The 20143-nt window shown below is 59.2% G+C and carries 14 protein-coding genes and 1 pseudogene; 7 read left to right on the top strand and 8 right to left on the bottom strand.

Features of this window, described 5'->3' with window-relative positions:
• Nucleotides 1–17 precede the first annotated feature (17 nt).
• Entirely contained in the window at nt 18–1346 is a 1329-nt protein-coding gene (gene tig / locus ACYBHZ_RS06025) for a trigger factor (RefSeq protein WP_460273343.1), read from the bottom strand.
• A 400-nt stretch (nt 1347–1746) separates the two neighbouring features.
• On the opposite strand from tig, the gene ACYBHZ_RS06020 reads away from it, so the two are divergent.
• Nucleotides 1747–2217, top strand: coding sequence for a cytochrome b (locus ACYBHZ_RS06020; protein WP_460273342.1), 471 nt, complete (start codon nt 1747–1749; stop codon nt 2215–2217).
• Here ACYBHZ_RS06020 and ACYBHZ_RS06015 read toward each other — a convergent pair.
• From ACYBHZ_RS06015 to ACYBHZ_RS05990, 6 genes and pseudogenes are all read right to left on the bottom strand, one after another.
• Nucleotides 2204–2559 (bottom strand): annotated as a pseudogene (locus ACYBHZ_RS06015) (5-methylcytosine restriction system specificity protein McrC). The gene ACYBHZ_RS06020 and the pseudogene ACYBHZ_RS06015 sit on opposite strands and share 14 nt — an antisense overlap.
• Before the next feature lie 220 nt (nt 2560–2779).
• On the bottom strand, nt 2780–3223 hold the full coding sequence (locus ACYBHZ_RS06010) for a hypothetical protein (RefSeq protein WP_460273341.1): 444 nt from the start codon (nt 3221–3223) through the stop codon (nt 2780–2782).
• Nucleotides 3220–4434, bottom strand: coding sequence for an MFS transporter (locus tag ACYBHZ_RS06005; RefSeq protein WP_460273339.1), 1215 nt, complete (start codon nt 4432–4434; stop codon nt 3220–3222). The genes ACYBHZ_RS06010 and ACYBHZ_RS06005 overlap by 4 nt, the downstream gene beginning before the upstream one ends.
• Before the next feature lie 3 nt (nt 4435–4437).
• Complete coding sequence (locus ACYBHZ_RS06000; protein WP_460273338.1) at nt 4438–6924, bottom strand: TonB-dependent siderophore receptor; 2487 nt, start codon at nt 6922–6924, stop codon at nt 4438–4440.
• A gap of 150 nt (nt 6925–7074) precedes the next feature.
• Nucleotides 7075–8085: a FecR family protein gene (locus ACYBHZ_RS05995; protein ID WP_460273336.1), complete on the bottom strand. Its 1011-nt coding sequence runs from the start codon at nt 8083–8085 to the stop codon at nt 7075–7077.
• An 82-nt stretch (nt 8086–8167) separates the two neighbouring features.
• Complete coding sequence (locus tag ACYBHZ_RS05990) at nt 8168–8710, bottom strand: RNA polymerase sigma factor (protein ID WP_460273883.1); 543 nt, start codon at nt 8708–8710, stop codon at nt 8168–8170.
• 495 nt (nt 8711–9205) lie between these two features.
• Here ACYBHZ_RS05990 and ACYBHZ_RS05985 point away from each other — a divergent pair, with 495 nt between their 5' ends.
• From ACYBHZ_RS05985 to ACYBHZ_RS05960, 6 genes are all read left to right on the top strand, one after another.
• Entirely contained in the window at nt 9206–10096 is an 891-nt protein-coding gene (locus ACYBHZ_RS05985) for a helix-turn-helix domain-containing protein (RefSeq protein ID WP_460273334.1), read from the top strand.
• A gap of 127 nt (nt 10097–10223) precedes the next feature.
• Complete coding sequence (locus ACYBHZ_RS05980; RefSeq protein WP_460273332.1) at nt 10224–12362, top strand: TonB-dependent siderophore receptor; 2139 nt, start codon at nt 10224–10226, stop codon at nt 12360–12362.
• A gap of 56 nt (nt 12363–12418) precedes the next feature.
• A complete protein-coding gene (locus tag ACYBHZ_RS05975) occupies nt 12419–13234 on the top strand; it encodes an iron-siderophore ABC transporter substrate-binding protein (protein ID WP_460273331.1) in 816 nt (271 codons plus the stop codon).
• Nucleotides 13231–15198: a Fe(3+)-hydroxamate ABC transporter permease FhuB gene (gene fhuB, locus ACYBHZ_RS05970; protein WP_460273330.1), complete on the top strand. Its 1968-nt coding sequence runs from the start codon at nt 13231–13233 to the stop codon at nt 15196–15198. The genes ACYBHZ_RS05975 and fhuB overlap by 4 nt, the downstream gene beginning before the upstream one ends.
• Nucleotides 15195–15974, top strand: coding sequence for an ABC transporter ATP-binding protein (locus ACYBHZ_RS05965; RefSeq protein WP_460273329.1), 780 nt, complete (start codon nt 15195–15197; stop codon nt 15972–15974). The genes fhuB and ACYBHZ_RS05965 overlap by 4 nt, the downstream gene beginning before the upstream one ends.
• A 45-nt stretch (nt 15975–16019) precedes the next feature.
• Nucleotides 16020–17717 (top strand): ABC transporter ATP-binding protein, encoded by a 1698-nt coding sequence (locus tag ACYBHZ_RS05960; protein WP_460273328.1) that lies wholly within the window; start codon nt 16020–16022, stop codon nt 17715–17717.
• Nucleotides 17718–17999: 282 nt separating this feature from the next.
• Here ACYBHZ_RS05960 and ACYBHZ_RS05955 read toward each other — a convergent pair whose 3' ends face one another.
• The gene (locus ACYBHZ_RS05955) at nt 18000–20033 is read right to left on the bottom strand and encodes a TonB-dependent receptor (protein WP_460273327.1); all 2034 of its coding nucleotides are present in this window, start codon (nt 20031–20033) and stop codon (nt 18000–18002) included.
• Nucleotides 20034–20143: the final 110 nt, after the last annotated feature.

Genomic DNA, 20143 nt, shown 5'->3' with positions numbered 1-20143 from the left:
CCCTTTGCGGGCTTATCTTATTCTTCGTCGAGCGCTTCGACAGCTTTTTCCAGCTCTTCTTTGGAGACCTCTTTCTCGGTCACCTGAGCGTTTTCAGCGATGTAGTCGACGACTTTGTCTTCGAACAGCGGCGCTTGGATTTGCTGACGCATCTGCGGGTTCTGTTGAACGAATTCAAAGAACTGACGCTCTTGACCCGGGTATTGACGCGCTTGCGTCATGACCGCTTGGGTGAACTCGGCGTCGGACACTTGGATCTCTTGCTTCTGACCGATGTCAGCCAGCAGCAGGCCGAGGCGCACGCGGCGTTCAGCCAGCGTGTTGTGCTCGTCGGTCACGTCGATTTCCGGGTGATCGTGGCCCTGCACGTCCGGGTTTTCTTCGTGCCACAGCTGGTGCGCGATTTGTTTCGCTTCCGCTTCCACGAGGCTCGGCGGCAGCTCGAAGGAGACAACAGCGTCGAGCTGGTCGAGAAGACCACGCTTCATGATTGCGCGTGCAGCGCCAGCGTATTCAGCTTCGAGACGCTCGGTGATCTGACCTTTCAGGGTTTCGAGGTCTTCGACACCGAATTTCTTGGCCAGCTCGTCATCGATCGCGGCTTCGGCCGGAGCTTTGACGGCTTTCACTTTGCATTCAAAGACAGCGTCTTTGCCGGCAAGGTTCTCTGCGCCGTATTCTTCCGGGAATTTCACTTCGACGTTTTTCTCATCGCCGGCTTTCAGGCCAACGAGTTGCTCTTCGAAGCCCGGGATGAAGGAGCCGGAGCCGAGGGTCAGCGGGTAGTCTTCAGCAGCGCCGCCGTCGAAAGCTTCGCCATCGACTTTGCCGAGGAAGTCGATCACGACCTGATCGCCATCTTCCGCTGCGCCGTCTTTGTCTTCGAAGTTCTGCGCGGTGGCCGCGAGGTTTTTCAGAGCGTCTTCGATCTCGTCAGCGCCCGCTTTGACGACGAGTTTTTCGAGCGTCACGGTGGAGAGATCGGCTTCCGGGATCTGCGGCAGGGCTTCGTAGGTCATGGTGACGACGACATCGTCGCCCTCTTTCCACTCTTCGCCGCCTTCCATGGTGACGTTCGGCTGCATCGCCGGTTTGTCGCCAGAGGCTTCGAAGTGATCGTTCATCGCGCCATCGACAGTTTCCTGCATGGCTTCGCCCAGAACGCGCGGGCCGAATTGTTTTTTGAGCAGCGCCAGCGGCACCTTGCCTTTGCGGAAGCCTTTCATTTCGACTTCAGGCTGAGCTTCTTTGAGCTTTGCGTTGACTTTTTCGTCAAGTTCAGCGGCGGTGATGGTGATCTGATAGCCGCGCTTCAGACCTTCGTTCAGGGTCTCGGTGACCTGCATCTTGGCGTCCTTCTTACGTCTTGTACGTCTGTAATCTTGTACGTCTGTACGTCCAGTCAGGCCGCAGCAAAGGCGACCGGATAAATCAGTCGCCCTTCTAGGCGGTCAAAGCCCATCGTGCAAGGCGATTCCGTTGATCTCGCGCCAAGGAAAACACCACCCCGCCGCTTGCCCCCGATTGCCCCGCGTCTGCGCTTAGATTGCGGGCGGTTTGTGGCACGGGCGCAGGCCGGGAAGCGCGCAAACAGGAAAAGGGCGTCGTCAAGCGTGGCCCCCCTCTCCTCCCCTGCACACAGAAGCGTGATTTCAGAGTTTGCGCCAAATCAATTCCACAAAGATACTTCAAAGATATATCTTTGTGGAACCGTCAGACTCGAACAGGCAATCCACAGGCGACCCGATGCGTGAGCTTCCCGACACTTTCTCCCTGCCCCAACGGCTTCTCCATTGGTCGATGGTGGCGTTGATCCTTCTCAACCTCCTGTTCCCGCAAAAGATGTGGCATCTAAACCTGCCCGGTTTAGAACGTCCGGTTTCCGCCCATATCGTCATCGGCCTCGCCGTCCTGATGCTGGCGGTGCTGCGCCTGTTTCTCCGCCTCGGCTTTGGCGTTCCACCGGAACCGCTCGGCGCCCCGTGGTTCTTCCGCGTCTTCGCGCGCACCGGACAATGGATTTTCTACCTGTTCTTCTTCGCCATGCCGCTCACCGGCCTGCTCGCCCATTACGCGCAAATGCCCTTGGCCCTGGCGCTGCACACCCATGTGATCCAACCGCTGTTCTGGACCCTGATCCCGATTCATGTGTCTTTGGCCCTAGCGCATCAATATCTTTGGAAAACCGGCATGCTGGGCAAGATCATCCACGGGTGAGATGGGCCGTGATGGGGATCGGCGTATATGTACTTTGGGGGTGGTGCGGGTGGAGCAGCATCAGTCGCGGGGCTTTGTACAGGTGCGCATAGACCATCATCAGACAGACGTCACCTTGGGAAACTTCTTGTTTCCGATCCTCGATGCGGGAGGAAATCCGCTTCCACTTCGTGTCGGTCACATGGACAACCTGCCCCGCACGCCAGATCAGGATATCGGGTTTCGTCTGGAGCAAATCTTCGACATTTCGGAGCGAGAGTGGGAACCGAACGTGCAGGATAACTGCCAGGCGGATGATTTCCCGGCTCGCCTTGAAGTGCGAAAGGGAGAACGTTTGATCATAGCACGAGGCTGCGAGGCTGCCATGAACCGCTCAAGACAAGTTCCTCTGACAGAGCCATACCAACGCTTTAAAGCGTTTCGACTTTAACTTGATCTATCACAGAAAGTCGAAACGCCCGCTCCGCTTGGACGTTGCTCCGCGTTTCTGCTCAAACCCTGTTTCAGGTTTAAGTAGAAACGCTTTAGCAAAGCAAAGACAAATCCTATTAGAAGGCTGACACTATTTGCTCAGTCCTTCCACCCATGATTTCGCCTGCGCCACGGCAGCCGCGTCGTCGCGCGTCACAAAGATCGGGAAGCTGAACAGCTTCGACGCCACCTTTTCCACGCGCTCATGAAGAATTTCATGCATCTTCTGGTTCGGCACAACATAGGCATAACCCTGCACCAGCCTGTCCAGATCCTTGCGCACCCGTTTCAGCCAAATATGCGCCGCACGGTCATCCTCACGCGGCTCATCTTCGGGATCATGATCCGCCACATACCAGATCACGCTGAACGGCTGATCGCACGCAATCAGCATGTCCATGCCACGGGCAAACCGCCCCACCCGGTCCTCTTCGCCCAGTTGCGGGAAGCGGATACGGGCGACGGGCCAGTCGCTGATGTCAAAGAGGTCGGGCAGCGTCTCTTGCAGGATCGGCTCGGAAGTGTCGGAGGTCATGTGTCCACCTTTCTGTTGAAATGCAGCATGAGCAGCGCAAAGAGCACCACCAAAACGGCAAAATACCATGTCCAGTCGATGTATTTCGCCAGTTGCGCTGAAAGCAGCATGGCGACCGCTGCGATGAAACGACCGATCCCGTAATAGGCGGCGTAATCGGTAACCGGCTGCGCGCCCTTGGCCCAACCGAGGATCATCGCCGCATAGATCACGAAAATCCCGCCCACAGCACCGCCGATCACCACGGCCCCGGTCATGGCGGGCAAAACACTTCCCGACACCACACCCCAGAGCATCAAGCAAATCGCCACAAGGCTGATCGCCCCGAAGATCAACAGGCTGCGCCGGTGCCCCAGTTTGTTCATCAGCGGAATGGCCAGCGCCGAGGCAACGATCATGCCCAGCGGGCCGAGTGTGCCCACGACCCAGCCGATCTCGTTCAGCGGCACGCCAATCGCCACCAGCATCAGCCGGTTGAGACCGCTGGCCGGAAAGATGATCGCACAGATCACGATCAGACGGATCAACCGCCTGCGGCTTTCGGGCTGTTTGAACAGGTGTATAAGACTAGCCTTTGCCCTGCCCTGTTGTTTAGGCACCTCCGGCAGGGTCAAAAGCAGAACCGGAATGAGCAGCACGGCAAGCAGTGTCGCGAGGACCAGAAAGCTCGTTTCACGTCCCCAGACCTCAAACCGTGCGACCAAAAGTCCGCCGCCGAACATTGACCCCGAAGCCAGCGCCGCCAGTTTCAACCCCGCGGCCCAGCTCCGGCTTTTCTTGGAAATCCGTTCAACCGCAAGACCATCAAGTGCCAAATCCATCGTCGCCATGGAGAACGCCGCCAGAAAGCCCAACGAAATCAAAGCGCCGATGGCGTTGGATGGAACAAAAGCAACGGCGACGACGCTCAGAATGGTCAGCGCCTGTGTGGCGATGATCCAGCCCCGCCGCGCTCCGAAACGCGACAGCACCGGGATATCCCAGCGATCCACCCATGCGGCCCAGAGGAACGCGAGGCCAAAAGGCATGTAAAACCCATAAGCCAGCCCCGCAGCCCCCGGCCCCATGCCCGCAGCCATCAACATGGGGGGCAAGCCCCCCTGAATAAGACCAAGCACCGCACCGAAGCTCATGTAAAGCGTGGTCAACGCCAGAAGCAAGGCGGCCTGAGACGGGCCGTCCTGTATTTCAATCTGTTCCGTCACAGCCATGGCTTACCATTTCCGCGTCAGTTTGAGAGACACCGCACGCTCATTGCCGTAGTTGCAGAAATTGTTGCTCAGGCAGGTGAAATAGGTCTTGTCGAAGAGGTTGCTGACATTGAGTTGCAGATTGGTCCCCGCCCAACGGTCGCCAAGCCGGTCCAGATCATAGCTCACCATCGCATCAGCCAACGTATAGCCCGGCACGCGAATGCGGGAGCCGTCGCTCTCAAAACCGCCCGTGGAGCTGCCGACATAGCGGATGCCACCCCCCAGCGTGAGCCCGGCAAGCGCCCCCTGATCAAAGGCATAGTCGCTCCACAACGAGGCGGTTTTCTCCGGCGTACCGACCGGGCTGTAGCCCACGGCATAGCCTTCGCCCTCGACAATCTCAGCATCGACCACGCCAAAGGCCGTCACCACGTTCCAGTTCGGCAAAGGTGCGAATTTGGCTTCGAATTCAATGCCCTGCGCCTCGGTCTTGCCGTTCTGATATTTCTGATTGAGCGTGTTCGAGGTGATCGTGTTGTCTTGCGTGATGTCATAGATCGCCAGCGAGAACAGCCCCGGGAAATTCGCAGGCGCGTATTTCACCCCGATCTCATATTGCTCCGCCGTCAGCGGTTCGAACGCCTCGCCGGTGCCGGTATCGGTGCCGGACACGGGCAGGAAAGACGTGGACCAGCTGGCATATGTCGACACACCACTGTCGAAATTATAGACGGCGGCCAGACGCCCGCTCAGCTCTTCATCGCTGACGTTTTCATCGCTGTCGGTCAGACGATTGAGCGTGTCGGTCTCAACATAGTCATAGCGCATGCCCGCCCAGAGATCGACATTGCCGATGGTGGCCTTGTCCTGAACATAAAGACCGACCTGTGTCTGCTCCTGATACTGGTCGACATATTCCGCCGGATCGCTGACCGTCTGGCCATAGACCGGATCAAGATAGTCAATCGTTGGCGCTGAACCGTATTGCGCCTGATAGTCCCAGTTGATCCGCTGGATATTCAGCCCCAGCAAAAGATCATGCTCGACCGCCCCCGTGGCAAACTCGCCCAAAAGGTTGGTGTCAAAAGCCACCCCATCAAGATCTTCCTGCGTGTCCCATGTGTAGCGATTGATTGTCGAGCCCACGAGCGCATAGGGCAGCACCGACTCTGTATCCACCGACAGGTCGATATAGCTGGCCTTGGCATTGAACGTCCATGTTTCAGACAGGCGATGCGAGAAATCAGCTGTGAGCAGGATTTGCTCCCGCTCAAATTTATCATGCGTCGGCTCGCCGTCGAAAAAGTCGCTCGGAATATCATCGTAGCCCGTGTTACCATAGACCGAGCCATAGGTGGGCAGGACACCATAATAGCCACCCTCGGGATCATTGGTGTAGCTCAGAGACAGGTTCAGTTCGGTATCCGCATCCGGGTGCCAGTTGAGCGAGGGGTTCAGGAACAGACGCCGTTCCTTGGTATGTTCGATCTGCGTGTCCGCATCTTTCACATGGCCAACAAACCGATAGCTCAGCGTCTCGCTGTCCGCGACAGGACCGGAGAGATCGACGGTCGCCTCTTTGCTGTCATGGCTGCCATAGCTCAACGACACCTCGCCCTGCGGTATCTCTGTCGGGCGTTTCGTCACCACATTGACCAGACCTCCGGCCTGCGTGCCGCCATAGACCGAGGAAGACGGCCCTTTGAGCAATTCCACCCGCTCGATCGCGGCGATGTCGATCTGCGGGATCGAATAGCTCGACCCGCGCAAAAGCGGCAGGCCATCGGCGTACAGCACCGACTCCGACGGGGAACCGAAACCGCGCATATAGGGGATGTCGTAGCGGGTCGCGGAGCCGCGCACCTCGGCGTTTACACCAGAGGAATAACGCAGCGCCTGCACCACGCTGCCCGCGCTTTGCGCATCGACCTGATCGGCACTGACCACGGACACAGAACCGGGCGTCTCAGAGATCGGCGTATCGGTCTTGGTCACTGTGGCACTGCGTTCGGCTATGTAGCCCTCAACCGGCCCATCGGCGCGTTCGCCCCCCACAACAATCTGTTCAAGCATCACACTGCCGTCATCAGAGGCGCCTCTCGCTTCCGGCAGGATCAGAGATACGCTTTTCGGCGAGGTGAAACGATAACTGATCCCGGTGCCGCTCAAAAGCCGTGCAAGCGCCTGATCCGCTGTCATCGTGCCGCTGACGGACGCGCTTTTCAGGCCGGACACAGCACTGGTGTCATACAGCACCTGAATGCCCGCCCGATTGGCAAAGCTCAGGATGGCGCGATTAAGCGACTGCGCCGGGATATCGAATGCGAGTGTCTGGCTGGCAGATGCGCCCTGAGCCACGGCCATCGAGACCGAACAAGGTGCCGTCAGCGCCAGACAGATCGCCACCCGGCTCGCGGTTCTGGTGAGCGTTTTCATCAGACCACGGCGCGCTTCCTGCGGTTTTCGCGTGGCTTCCAAAGCATTCTGAATATCAAAATTTCTCGTCATGTCCCGTCCTTTACGCACCTGTTATTCAGGCGTTCCCGAGCTGTTTTCATCAGCCGTCGCAAAGTAAGACGAAATCAGTCAGGTATTTCAGTAAAAGAAAATGAACATTTTTATTCTAAGCGGGATTTCAAAACCTTGCGGGTCCGTTGCTCAATAGATCACGGTCACCATCGGTGGAATTTGGAACACGCTCAGATCAAGGTCGCTGGCAATCCGGTCCACGGCCTGACCGATTTTCTTAATATCGAACACTCCGCTGACCCGACGCGCCGCAAGCTCTTCGTTGCGGATCACGATCTTACCGTGACGATAGCGGTTCAACTCCCGGACCACCTCGCTCAGCGGCTGATCATCGAAAATCAACAGACCCCGACGCCATGCGGTCTCGAACTCACTCGTGCCGGTTTCGATCTGTGAAAATCCCGTATCCGGTTCGAAATGCACCTTATGGTCCTCAGCAAGCGTCACCTGATCCGTCCCGGCCGCGACACGTACACTGTGTTCTGTCACCAGCACCGACATGTCATCGGGAGTTATCTCGACCATGAACTGTGTCCCCAGCGCCGTGGTCTCCATCCCCTCTGCCATGACCGTGAAGGGACGAGGCTCCGCTTCGGTCATGGGGCTGACAATGAAATATGCCGTCCCCCGCAACAGGTCGATGTGCCGCTCATCCTGATTGAAAGCCAGCTTGATCGCGCTGTCAGAGGCAAGCTCCACCTGACTCCCGTCCGGCAGCTCCACGACCTTCATGTCACCGCGCCCGGCCACATAATCGGCCTGCATCAGAACAAACGGATTGCCATACCAGAAGACAGTTCCGACCACGGCCATCAGGATCATACAGCTCAAAGCCAGAATGGTCTGCGCAAACCGACGCCCATGCGCATGCGTCCAAGCCTGAGCCGCCATCTGTGGCGTCCTGACCTCTTCCTGAGGGTCATCCGAGAGGTCGCTCGCCGTCAGCAGGCCAAGCTCATGCCAAAGTGCCTGCGCGCGCTCAAAGGCAGCCCGCTGCAACGGCCCGCGATTGATCCATGCCTGAAACGCGGCCTCCTCCTCTGCCTGCGCTTGCGCAGAGAGCTCGGCATTCCCCAAACGGATCACCCATTCGGCGGCTTCGGCCTCCGGATCTTCTGATATCATATGTTCGACAGTCACGTGTGGCTCTTCTTGGTACAGGCGCTTGGCAGCTTATAAGACGCGCGCGGCGCAGAAATCCGATAAGCCTTTTGTAAAATCATCATTGTTTTCGCCTATGCCCCTGAATGCCTCCAGCCCCGCCCGGTATATCTTCCGTCTCGGCAAGACGCCGGGAGACATGCAAAAGCGCCTTGGCCAGATGCTTTTGCACTGAACTCTCCGAGATTTCCAACCGGGTCGCGACCTCGCGATAGCTCAGCCCCTCGATCCGGTTGAGGATAAACACCTGCCGACTGCGTTGCGGCAAATCCTTGAGCGCGAACACGAGCTGTTGCACTCTTTCTCGTCCTAAAGTGGTCTGTTCCTGATCAGGACGATCATCAGACACATGCTCCAGCAACTCCGGCCCCGGCATTTCGACCATGGCACGTCCTTGTTGGCGAAGGTAATCCACCATCAGATTGTGAGCGATCCGGTAGAGATAGGACCGCACATTATCGATTACCGCCTCAGAGTCATTCCTACGCTGCATAAAGCGCAGGAATGTTTCCTGGGTCAAATCTGCAGCTACCTCAGGGTCTTGCATTTTGCGCGTAAGATAGAGCTCCAACTCCCGCCGGTGGGACAGGAAAAGGCTTTGCACCGCATGATTTTCCAATTTTTCCACACCCCTGAACGCCTGGCGACCCCATGGTGTTGGCGACGGCACCTGAAGAAACAGGCACGAAAGCTGTGCGGAAGGTCTGACATCCTTTTACAGGCAGATGCTATCACGACGCAAGACAATGCCAAGCCGTCGCAAGAAGACTGGCACCAAAACCAATGGTTGGTATCGCATTCGCCAAATTGGCAAGGCCGAACAAGCCCTCATATGCACCCCATAGAAACTGCCACTCACAGGCATCATCAGCATCAATCCCCTGCTATGTGCCCCCTACTAAGAGCCGGTCAGAAAGTGCGCCGTTGAGATCGGCATGCATCGAACGAGGTCTCCTCACATAGGATTGTGTGGAAGCGTACACACAGGCGATTTGACATTTCCGATACTTTTTGTCAGATTTTGTGAAACGCAACGCATATCCTCCACACCATGCCTGTTTCCAATGCCTCCCCTTCTGCACGGAGTTTCCGTCCTCGCATGGACGCGCGCACCCGTGATCTGAGAACACTCAAGCCCTTGGCGTTCCGCACCCTTTCAGGGGCGATTGCCGATGTCTGGCACGTGCATGGCGAACGCGGCGGCGGGGGCTTTTATGTCGCCCCAGATCCACGAATCGTGGTTTTTCTCGACGAGGTCACGCCCGCGATGGCGCTCAGAACCTCTGAACATGGCATGGAACATATCGGCACACGGGCGATGTTCGTCCCCGCTGGCGTGCCGCTTTGGAGCCGTCTCGGCACGGGCCAACCGCTCAGTCATATCGACTTTCATCTGGAGGCGGGCGCACTTCAGGCGCGCGCACAGACCGTCGACGTGCGTGTCCCGCAACAGGCTCGGTTTGTCGCCGACAATGAGGCGCTTTTGTCCATCGCGCGGCTGGCCGCCAGCGAGGTGGAAACGCCCCGGCGTGGCGAGATGATGCTGGACGGTCTTTTGCAGGCCCTGCTCGGAGAGTTGATCGACACACCGACAGATCGCGCACGCCCGCAGCTCTCCGGTGGCCTCAGCGCACATCAGATGCAGGCGCTCGATCAGCATTTGCATCGCCATCTCGACCGCGCCGTCTCGGTCGCGGAACTGGCGGAGGTGGTGGGCCTGTCAGAAAGTTGGTTCAGCCGCGCCTTCAAAGCCACAACCGGCCAGCCGCCCATTCGCTGGATCGCCGAACAACGCGTTCAGGCCGCGCAACATCTGATGGGCCACAGCGCCAGACTGCCGCTTGCCGATGTGGCGCTTGCCACCGGGTTTGCCGATCAGTCGCATCTGTCGCGGGCGTTTCGCCGCCATGTCGGTCTGACGCCCTCGCAATGGCGGCGCAGCCACCAAGGCGACCCGGTGGCGCTGCCCCAGCCCCAGAAAGACGGATAAACTTCGCCCTCGGTTCATCTTTTACGTTTTGAACGACAGACACGCACAAATCGCGGCGTGTCCGTTCAAGACGCCCGTCCAATGGCTGACGTAAAGACTCGGAAAATTCAAAAATGGACCGAAGCCTATGAAGTCGACATTTTCGCTTATGCTGGGGGCAAGCGCTCTTGCTCTGACTGCCCCTCTTGCTCACGCACAAGAGGTGACGGAGCTGGAACCGATCCTCGTGCAATCCGAAGAGAACCCGACAGGCCCCGTCGTGGGCTATGCGGCGGGCACCAGTGCGTCGACCAAAAGCGGGCGCTCGCTGGCGGAAACGCCCTCTTCGATCACGGTCGTGACCACGGATCAGATCGAAGACACCTCCGCCAACAACCTCTCCGAGGCTCTGGGCTATGCCGCAGGTGTCGTGACCGAAGCCTACGGCGCCGACCCGCGGTTTGATTCAATCTCGGTGCGCGGTGCCGATCTTCAGAACCAGATCTATCTGAACGGCTTGCAGTTCAGCCGCTCAACGAACCCCGGCTACGGCGCGCCGTCACTTGAGCTTTACGGCATGGAACGGGTCGAATTGCTGCGCGGCCCGAACTCGGTCCTTTATGGCTCAGGCTCTCTCGCGGGGCTGGTCAATCTCGTGCAAAAACGCGCGCAGACCGATGGTGACAGCACGGAAACCGGCGCTTATATCGACAGCAACGGCTCCTATTATGTCTTTGGTGATGCGAACCGCGTGGTGAATGACGAATTTTCCTACCATATCACCGGCAAGACCGGCAACCGCGTGCTGGCCATCGACGAGTACGACAACCCCGGTGCCTATCTTGGTGTCGCGACCAAATGGCAGCCGAGCGGGATGACCACGGTCGAATTCCTGATGTCCTATCAAAATGACAATCCCTCCTCGCCCTCCGGCGTACCGAATGGGCTAATCGGGCTTTACCCGGACGAGGACCTGCGCGATTTCTATTTTGGCAATGAGGCGCTCGAAGATGGCGACCGCAAGGTGCTCAACCTCGGCATGCAGATCACCCATGATCTCGGCAATGGCTGGAGCATCCTCAACAACACCGGCGTGACCAAATTCGACTGGTCCTATTCCAACCTCTCAGTTGGCTCCGTGACGGGCACAGAAGTCGGGCGCACGCTTTTGGAACAGGACGAAGATGTCTGGTCCATCGCCACCGATCTGCGTCTTGAGGGTGAGGTTTACACCGGCGATATCACCCATGCGCTCACCTTCGGCATGGATGCACGCCGCTTCCATGAAGATGCCACCAGCGTGTTCTATTACGGACAGGATAGCATCGACTATGCCGATCCGGATTACGGCGACGCGACCGCCGTCAAGGACGGCACCACATGGACCGCCGACAAATCCGTTACGGTTGAACAACTCGGGATCTACGCCTCTGACGAGGTCGATTATGGCAACTGGCGCGCCTCATTGGCGCTGCGCCACGACTGGAACTCCGCCAAAGGCCAATCCGAAACGCTCTACGACATTCCCGGTGATGGCAGCAGTCCGGGCTACACCGATCTGACCCGCGACGACAGCGCAACCACGGGGCAGGCCAGCATTGGCTATGTCTGGGACAATGGTCTCTCGGCCTATCTGTCCTATGGCACCTCGTTCCAGAGCTTTGCGGAACCGGGCGACGATGGCGAGCCGCTTGATCCGACCACTGGCGAGCAATGGGAGGTTGGCGTGAAATATCTGCCGGCCATGTTGGACGCCTATTTCACCGCAGCCCTCTATCAGCTCGATGAGAAGAACCGCCCGGTCTATGTCCTCAACGATGCCAATGTCACGGTCTACGATCAGGTCGGCAAATCGCGCATTCGTGGGCTGGAGCTTGAAGGCCGTGGTTATCTCGGCAACGGTTGGAGCGTCACTGGCGGCTATTCCTACACCGACAGCGAAATCATCGGCGGCGACAATGACGGCAATGAACTGGGTCTGACGCCGAAACATACGTTCAAGCTTTGGGCCGCCAAAGAGGTACTCGATGGGCCGCTGTCCGGTCTGACCCTGGGCGCAGGTGCGCGTTACATCGGAGATCGCTACGCGTTCAACGCCAATACATATGACCTTGATGCCGTCACCCTGTTCGACGCAGCCCTGTCCTATGACTTCAGCAATGGCACCGAGCTTCAGCTCAACGTGACCAACCTCACCGATGAGGTTTATATCTCCTCTGTTGGCTATTTCTCCACCTATTATGGCGACAGCCGCACTTTCGCGGCGACGCTCACCAAAGAATGGTAAATCGCCCGCACTCCGGCACGACACGTCGTGCGTTTCTCGCCACGGGAGCTTCTCTCGTGGCGGGATCATTTGTGGGCGGGGCTCTGGCCTCACCTGTGCCCCGCATCGCCGCGATTGATTGGGCAATGGCGGAAACCGCGCGGGCTCTCGGGCTGACACCTGTCGCCATCGCCGAACTGACGCGCCTCAAAGAGGCCAGCGCCATGACCTTTGACCCGAGCATCCGTGATCTGGGCCTGCGCGGCGCGCCCAATCTCGAAGCGCTCAGCCTCACGCGTCCCGATCTCATTTTATCGTCCAATTACTACAGCTTTGTCGAACCGCAGCTGTCCCGTGTGGCGCCGGTGTTTTCCCGCCCGCTCTTCGTGGCCGGGGAACCCGTTCTGCCCAAGGCGCTCTCTGTCATCTCCGAACTGGCCCAAACCCTCGGTTTCGACACAGGGGACAGGGTTCGCGCGGGCTATGAAGAGCGCCTCAAAGACCACGCGCAAACGCTCGCCCCGATCACCCGCCCCACCCTGCTGTTTTCCTTTGGCGATGCCCGCCATGTGCAGGTCTACGGCGCGGACAGCCTCTATGGCAGCACCCTTGCCGCTCTGGGCCTCACCAATGCCTGGGGAGAGGGGACGCAATTCGGGTTCAACGCGCCCGTTCCGCTGACCCGGCTGGCGGAGTTTGCCGAGGCGCAGTTTGTCATCGTCGGCCCCGTTCCCGTGGCGGCGCGACAGGCGCTTGAGAACAGTGTGCTGTGGCGGGCTCTGTCGCCCGTGCGCGCGGGACGTCTTGTGCATTTGCCCGACAATAACCCCTTTGGCGGCGCGCCCTCCGCGCTTTATTTCGCCGACAATCTGACCGAGGCGCTCACCACATGACGTTCCGCCTGCCTGCCGCGATCCTAACGCTCTCCGCCCTCCTTTGGGGGATCGCCGCCACAACGACACTGCCCTTGTCGGATTGGAGCGGGGTTTTCAACGACCCCGCCATACTGCGCCCCGATGAAATCCTCTTGGCTTACGGCCTCGCGCCCCGCGCGGTCGTCGCCTTTTTGGCGGGCGCGCTATTGGGACTGGCGGGCGCTCTGTTGCAGGCCGTTCTGCGCAACCCCTTGGCGGACCCGACCACCATGGGCGTCTCATCGGGCGCGCAACTGGCGCTTGTCTCTGCCACCATCCTCTGGCCGGAACTGCTTACCATCGGGCGCGGCCCCGTGGCGCTTTTGGGCGGTGCGCTGGCGGCAGCTCTCGTCATGGCCTTGGGCGCGCGGCGCGGATTTGCGCCCGTAACCGTGACCATTGCGGGGATGCTCGTAGGTATGAGCGCGTCTTCGATTGCGACAGCCATCACGTTGGGTCAGGGGCATTACCTTTTGTCGCTGGTGATCTGGAACGGCGGCGCGCTTACGCAAGACAGCTGGCACGGCGTTGGCCACCTTGCGGTCGCGCTTTTGATCGGGGCCGCACTGAGTGCCTTGATCGCCCGCCCGCTCGTCCTGCTCTCACTGGGCGGCGCGACGGCCAAGGCGCTTGGCGCGCGGGTCGGCCTCCTGCGTGTCATCGCCCTTGCGATTGCGGTCTGCCTTGCGGTTGCCGTCTCCGCCGAGGTCGGGCTTGTGGGCTTTGTCGGTCTGGCCGCCCCTGCGATCGCGCGCCGCATGGGGGCCGTCACCGTACCGCATTTGTTGATCGCCGCACCCATTTCTGGGGCGCTTTTGCTGTCTGTCGTGGACAGCGCGCTTTTGGGGCTCGCAAGCCTCGGCGGGCCGGAGCTGCCCACGGGCGCACTTACGGGGCTGATCGGTGGGCCGCTTTTGATCGCGCTCTTGCCCCGGATGCGCAGCACCGTGCCGCCCGAGGCCGAACAGGCGGATTTCGCCCCCAGACGCGCGCGCCATCCCATCCGCCGCGTGGTCTTTGTGATGGGCCTCCTGCTCATGGTCGCGCTTGTCACCCTGTTCGGTGGACGCGGGCCTGACGGCTGGGGGCTGATCTCCGGCGAGGTCGCTCGGAACTTTTTGCCGCTCAGAGCCACCACCATCCTCGCCGCCGCCTCCGCAGGCGCTTTGCTGGCCAGTTCCGGCGCGGTGCTTCAGCGCCTGACCGCAAACCCTATGGCTGCCCCCGAGATCCTTGGCGTCACAGGCGGCGCAGCCCTTGGCTATGCCTTGGCGCTGTTCACCCTGCCCGCACCCTCGCCACTCATGCTCGCGCTTTTCTCCTCAGGCGGTGGCATGGCGACGCTCATTGCGCTGGCGCTGTTTGCCGCCCGTGCGGAGATGGCACCTGCCCGGCTATTGCTGGCGGGGCTCGCTGTGGGGGCCTTTGCCTCCGCGCTTATCGCTGCGATCATGGCATCCGGCGATCCGCGCGCCTGGAGCCTTTTGGGTTGGATGGCCGGAAGTGCGGCTCGCGCCACGCCCTTGGGCGCGCTCAGTTTGGCGGCCATGGCCATGATCGGTCTGGGACTTCTCATGACCGTCTCGCGCTGGTTTGACATTCTGCCTCTGGGCGGTGCGATTGCCAAAGGTCTGGGGCTGCGGGTCGGGCAAATCCGGCTCGTGCTGGTTCTGGGCGTGGGGCTTGCCACCGGAGCCGCAAGCATCCTCGTCGGCCCGGTCAGCTTCGTGGGCCTCATGGCACCGCATCTCGCGCGCAGCCTTGGCCTTATTCGCCCCCTGCCCTTTCTGGTCGGAAGTTGGGCCCTGGGCGCGCTTTTGATGACACTTGCCGCCTTTGGCGCGCGCACCGCAAGCTATCCCTATGACCTGCCTCTGGGGCTTTTCGCCTCTTTGATCGGCGCGCCATGGCTGTTCATTGCCCTGATACGGAGATCCCGATGACTGACGACACCCCTCCCGTATTCCGTCTCGCGCATGTCAGCTTCGATGTTCCGGGGCGACGTTTGATCGAGGATATGACCCTCGACATCGCGCCCGGCGTCACCGCGCTCATCGGACGCAATGGCTCGTCGAAATCCACGCTTTTGAAACTGCTCGCCGCCCAGACACGACCCAGCATGGGAGAGCTGTTCTATGGCGACAGGCTCTTGTCCAAACGCCGCGGCCGCGATCTGGCGCGGGATCTGGCCTTTCTGCCGCAGGTCACACCACCGACCGAGGGGCTGACCCTGCGTGAATTGGTGCGGCTCGGGCGCTACCCTTGGCGTGGGGCGCTTGGGCGGCTGGGAGCGGAGGACCATCGGTTGATTGACGGGGCGATGGCGCAATGCGGCCTCGCGGGGCTTGAGGGGCAACTGGTAGACACGTTGTCCGGTGGCGAGCGTCAGCGCGGCTGGATCGCTATGATGCTTGCGCAGGAGGCCCGCACCCTGTTGCTTGACGAGCCAATTTCGGCCTTGGATATCGCGCATCAGATCGAGGTTTTGCGGCTCTTGTCAGACACCGCCAAGTCGCGCGGCATTTCTGTCGTGATCGTATTGCATGACGTCAATATGGCCTTGCGGTTTTGCGATCATGTGATCGCGCTGGACCGTGGGAAAGTCATCGTTCAAGGATCGAAAGATGTGCTTTTAGCGCCTGATAACCTTGCAAAAATTTATGGTGTCCCTATGCAGGTTCTACCCGCCGAACCCTGCCCCGTTCTGCATCCGCTCTGACCCCGCACGCCCCTCTGCTCCAGACTTATATCGCAAGAGATCCCCATGCTTCGCCAATTCTTCGCCTATTACAAACCGCATAAAAAACTGTTCTGGGTGGATTTCGGCTCTGCCATTCTCTCCGGCCTTCTCGAACTGGCTTTCCCTCTGGCGATCACCGGCTTTATCGACCGGCTTTTGCCCATGGGCGACTGGTCGCTGACCCTTGCCGCCGCAATCGCGCTTTTGGCGGTCTATGCGATCAACACCGGTCTCATGGGCATCGTGATCTATTGGGGGCACCGGCTCGGGATCGAGATCGAAACCGAGATGCGTCGTCGGGCCTTTGCCCATCTGACCCGCCTCTCGTGGCGTTGGTATGACCGGGCGCGCACCGGCAAACTCGTGGCCCGTGTGACCCGCGATCTCGAAGAGATCGGCGAGGTGGCGCATCACGGTCCCGAAGACCTGTTCATCGCGATCATGACGTTTGTCGGCGCGTTCCTGTTGATGCTGAACCTGCACCCGCAGCTTGCGCTGATCACCGCCGTGATCGTGCCAGTGATGGTCTGGGTCATCTCCGTGTACGGCGCGCGCATGACGCGGTCCTGGCGCGAGATTTATGCGCGTGTCGGGGCCTTTAACGTGCGTCTTGAAGAGGCGATCGGGGGCATTCGCGTGGTGCAGGCCTTTGCCAATGAGCGCCATGAAGAGACGCTGTTTGCCAAAGACAACGCCGCCTATCGCGAGACCAAACTCGAAGCCTATGGGATTATGGCCAAGGCCACGGCGATCCATTACATGGGCCTGCGCTTCGTGCAGGTCATCGTCATGGTGGCGGGTGCGGGGTTTGTGTTGAACGGGTCGCTGACAACCGGCGGCTTTGTCGGCTTTCTCCTGCTGGTTAACGTGTTTTTCCGTCCGCTCGAAAAGATCGCCTCGGTGATCGAAACCTATCCGCGCGGAATTGCCGGGTTTCGGAACTATCTCGACCTTTTGGGCACCGAATGCGATGTGGCGGATCGCGAAGGCGCCCGTCCCGCGCCCGCATTCAAAGGCGCGGTGCAATTTGAAACCGTGTCCTTCGCCTATGACAGCCCGCTACCGGTGCTCCATGAGGTGACCTTTGAGGCCAAAGCTGGTCAGACAATCGCTTTTGTCGGCCCTTCGGGGGCCGGAAAGACCACGCTTCTGGCCCTGCTGCCCCGGTTCTACGACGTGACCGGCGGGCGTATCCTGATCGACGGGATCGACATTCGCGACATGACGCTTGAGAGCCTGCGCGCCCAGATCGGGACGGTCAGCCAGGATGTGTTTCTCTTCGGCTCGACGCTCCGCGAAAACATCGCCTATGGCAAACTCGGGGCCACAGAAGACGAGATACGCGCCGCCGTCGAAAAAGCCCAGCTCAGCGATCTTGTCGCGCGCCTGCCCGAGGGGCTGGAGACCATCGTGGGCGAGCGCGGAGTGATGTTGTCCGGTGGCCAGAAACAACGCGTTGCCATCGCGCGGGCGTTCCTGAAAAACCCGCCGATCCTTGTGCTCGACGAGGCCACATCGGCACTCGACCGGGAAACCGAACGCGAGATTCAACGCGCGCTTGAGCACCTCTCCCAAGGCCGAACGACGCTGGTCATCGCTCATCGGTTAGAGACCGTGCGCAACGCGGATCAGATCATCGTGATGCAAGCTGGGCGCATCGTCGAAGCCGGCAAACATGACGATCTTTCGGTTCAAAATGGGCTTTATGCACGTTTGAAATGAGGCGAATCTGCCTTTGGTCTTGGGTCTGTGCCGGTTCGAAGCCAATCCAGAGCCGGGATCCGACGAACGCTTTTCTCAAAAAACTTGAGGTACTCAATGATTGAGAAACGCAGCACTCTCAATACAGTGTGACAACGGTTTTCGCCCAATCTGTGGGTTGAGATTAAAGGCGTGACGTTCAACGAGAAACGCTTAAGGCCTTATTTCCAAATGACATAACCTGCCCTCTCAAGAGGACAGGTTGAGTAACTTTTGCGATGAGATGTCCTTGAGACAGTTCTCTCAAAAATCGACAGTCAGACCGACGTTGAACCCACGCTCTTCCACGACCGTCGCCACCGTCGCAGAGGATATCGCCCCGTTGACATAGCCGCGATAGGAGTGAAGCCAAGTGGCCGCTTCTTCGTCGAACAGGTTTGTGACCGACCCAAAGAGACGCACATTGTCCGAAAGCAGATAGCTCGCTCCGATATTGGCGACAGCATAGCCATCAACCTTATAGGCTTCGGTGTTTTCGTCGTCAGAATAATACCCGTCGACATAGCGCACATCTCCCGAGAGCGTCAGCTTGTCGGTGACATCCCATTCCGCTCCAAGGTTCAAGGTGTAATTCGGAGCGCGGGCAAATTCGCTGCCGTCAAGATCGGCGGTTGCAGCGTCGAAAGACGTGATTTCGGTGTGCAACAGACCAAGCCCAGCCTTGAGACGCAGCGCATCACTCGCGCGGAAGTCAGCACCAAGTTCAAGACCATAGGCCTCGGCACTGTCCGCATTGGTGGTGGTGTAATCGGTTTCGCCATCCTTGGTGAAGGAGATGGAGCGTTGCGCGTCTTTGTAATCGGCATAGAACAGGTTCGCCGTCAGAGCGAGCCGATTGTCCAGCAGATTGGCGCGGGCGAAAAGCTCATAATTCCAGACGGTTTCTTCGTCATATTCGAAATATTGTCCGGTCTGGAACCCGAGCCCGACACCGCCCGGATTGTAGCCTTTCGACACAAGCGCCCCGACGGTCATCTCCGGGCTGACCTCGTAGCTCAGAACAAGCCGCGGCAGGACCGCCTCGAACGTCTCGTCGTAATCCACCGCATAGGCCAGGTAATACCCGTCACGCTCCGTGTGATCCTGTTGGAACCGAAGCCCACCCGTCACAGAAAACTGGTCGTTGACGCGGTAGGTTGTTTCAGCAAACAGGCCATAGCTTGTCTTCGTGTCCGTATAGGCGTTTGCTCCCGAGATATAGAGCTCCTCATCAGAGTCGGTCTTCGCAGCATAAAATCCGACGAAACCGCTCCAGACCGACGAGTCATCCCCAAACGTGAGGCGGGTTTCATTGCTGATCGTGTCGCGGTCGATATAAGCGGTGCCGCTGTTAAAAGTCTCCAACAACCGGTCACTGCTTGTGCTGGTATAGGCCAGCTCATTGGTCAGAACCATGCCATTGGCGAACTCATAGCTGAGATCCGCGACCAAACTGTCGCTTTCGATCTCCCAGCTCGGATAGTTGTCCGCCGGGTTTTCCAGATCGAAATAAGGCTCAAAGACCTCTTCGATCTGCGGCCGGTTGGAACTGCTGTGTGAATAGGTCAGCTTGGCCTCGAAACCGGCAATTTCAGCGGGCTGCCAAAGCAGCTTTGCGCGCACCGTTTTGCTTTCGTAGTCCAAATCTGTCACGGATTCTGTAAAATTGGACCCGGTGTACTTCACATAGGTGTCGCGCGACGAATAATCGATGGCGATCCGTGCCGCCAGATCGTCAGAGATCGGCGCGGAATAGGCCAGAGAGGCGCGTTTCATATTGTTCGAGCCGAATTGCAGCTGCGCGCGGCCTTCCTCGTAAAAGGTCGGCTCATTGGTGTTGACGATGATCGCACCAGCAATCGAGTTCGCACCCTGCGCTGTGGTTTGCGGCCCCCGGAACACTTCGATGCTCGCCACATCCCATGTCGAGGCACTGCCATAGTTCAGGCTAAAGTAATCCTGCGTGGCCCCATCGGTGTTGATCGTCGTGCGCGGCACAGTGCCGCCGAAAAACGCATAGGCCGAGGTGTTCGGCCCCTGCGTGTCCTGGCCACGGATCGTCGGGGACTGACCGCTCCCGGTGTTCAGGACGTTCGGAATGTCTGACACGGTTTCCGTGACATCGTTGCTGGCCTTTTCCTGAAGGCTGTCGCCGCTGACGACGACCACGGAGCTTGCCGTGTCTTTCAGATCACGCTCGACCTTCTCGCCTGTCACGATGATCGGATCGAGCAGGATGACATTGCTGCTGTCCTGTGCCAATGCGCCATGTGCCGACATAGACGCGGCCAAAGCCATGAGGCTCGTTGTGCGAATGAATCTTGATTGAAGTGTTGCCATGTTTCCCTCGGGCGTTCGTTTTTACGTCCATGCTGGCTAGGGGAATGGCTTGCAGCGTTTCGTTCCGC

Source organism: Celeribacter sp. ULVN23_4 (assembly GCF_054788345.1).
This window is presented reverse-complemented; position numbering and strand designations above follow the sequence as displayed.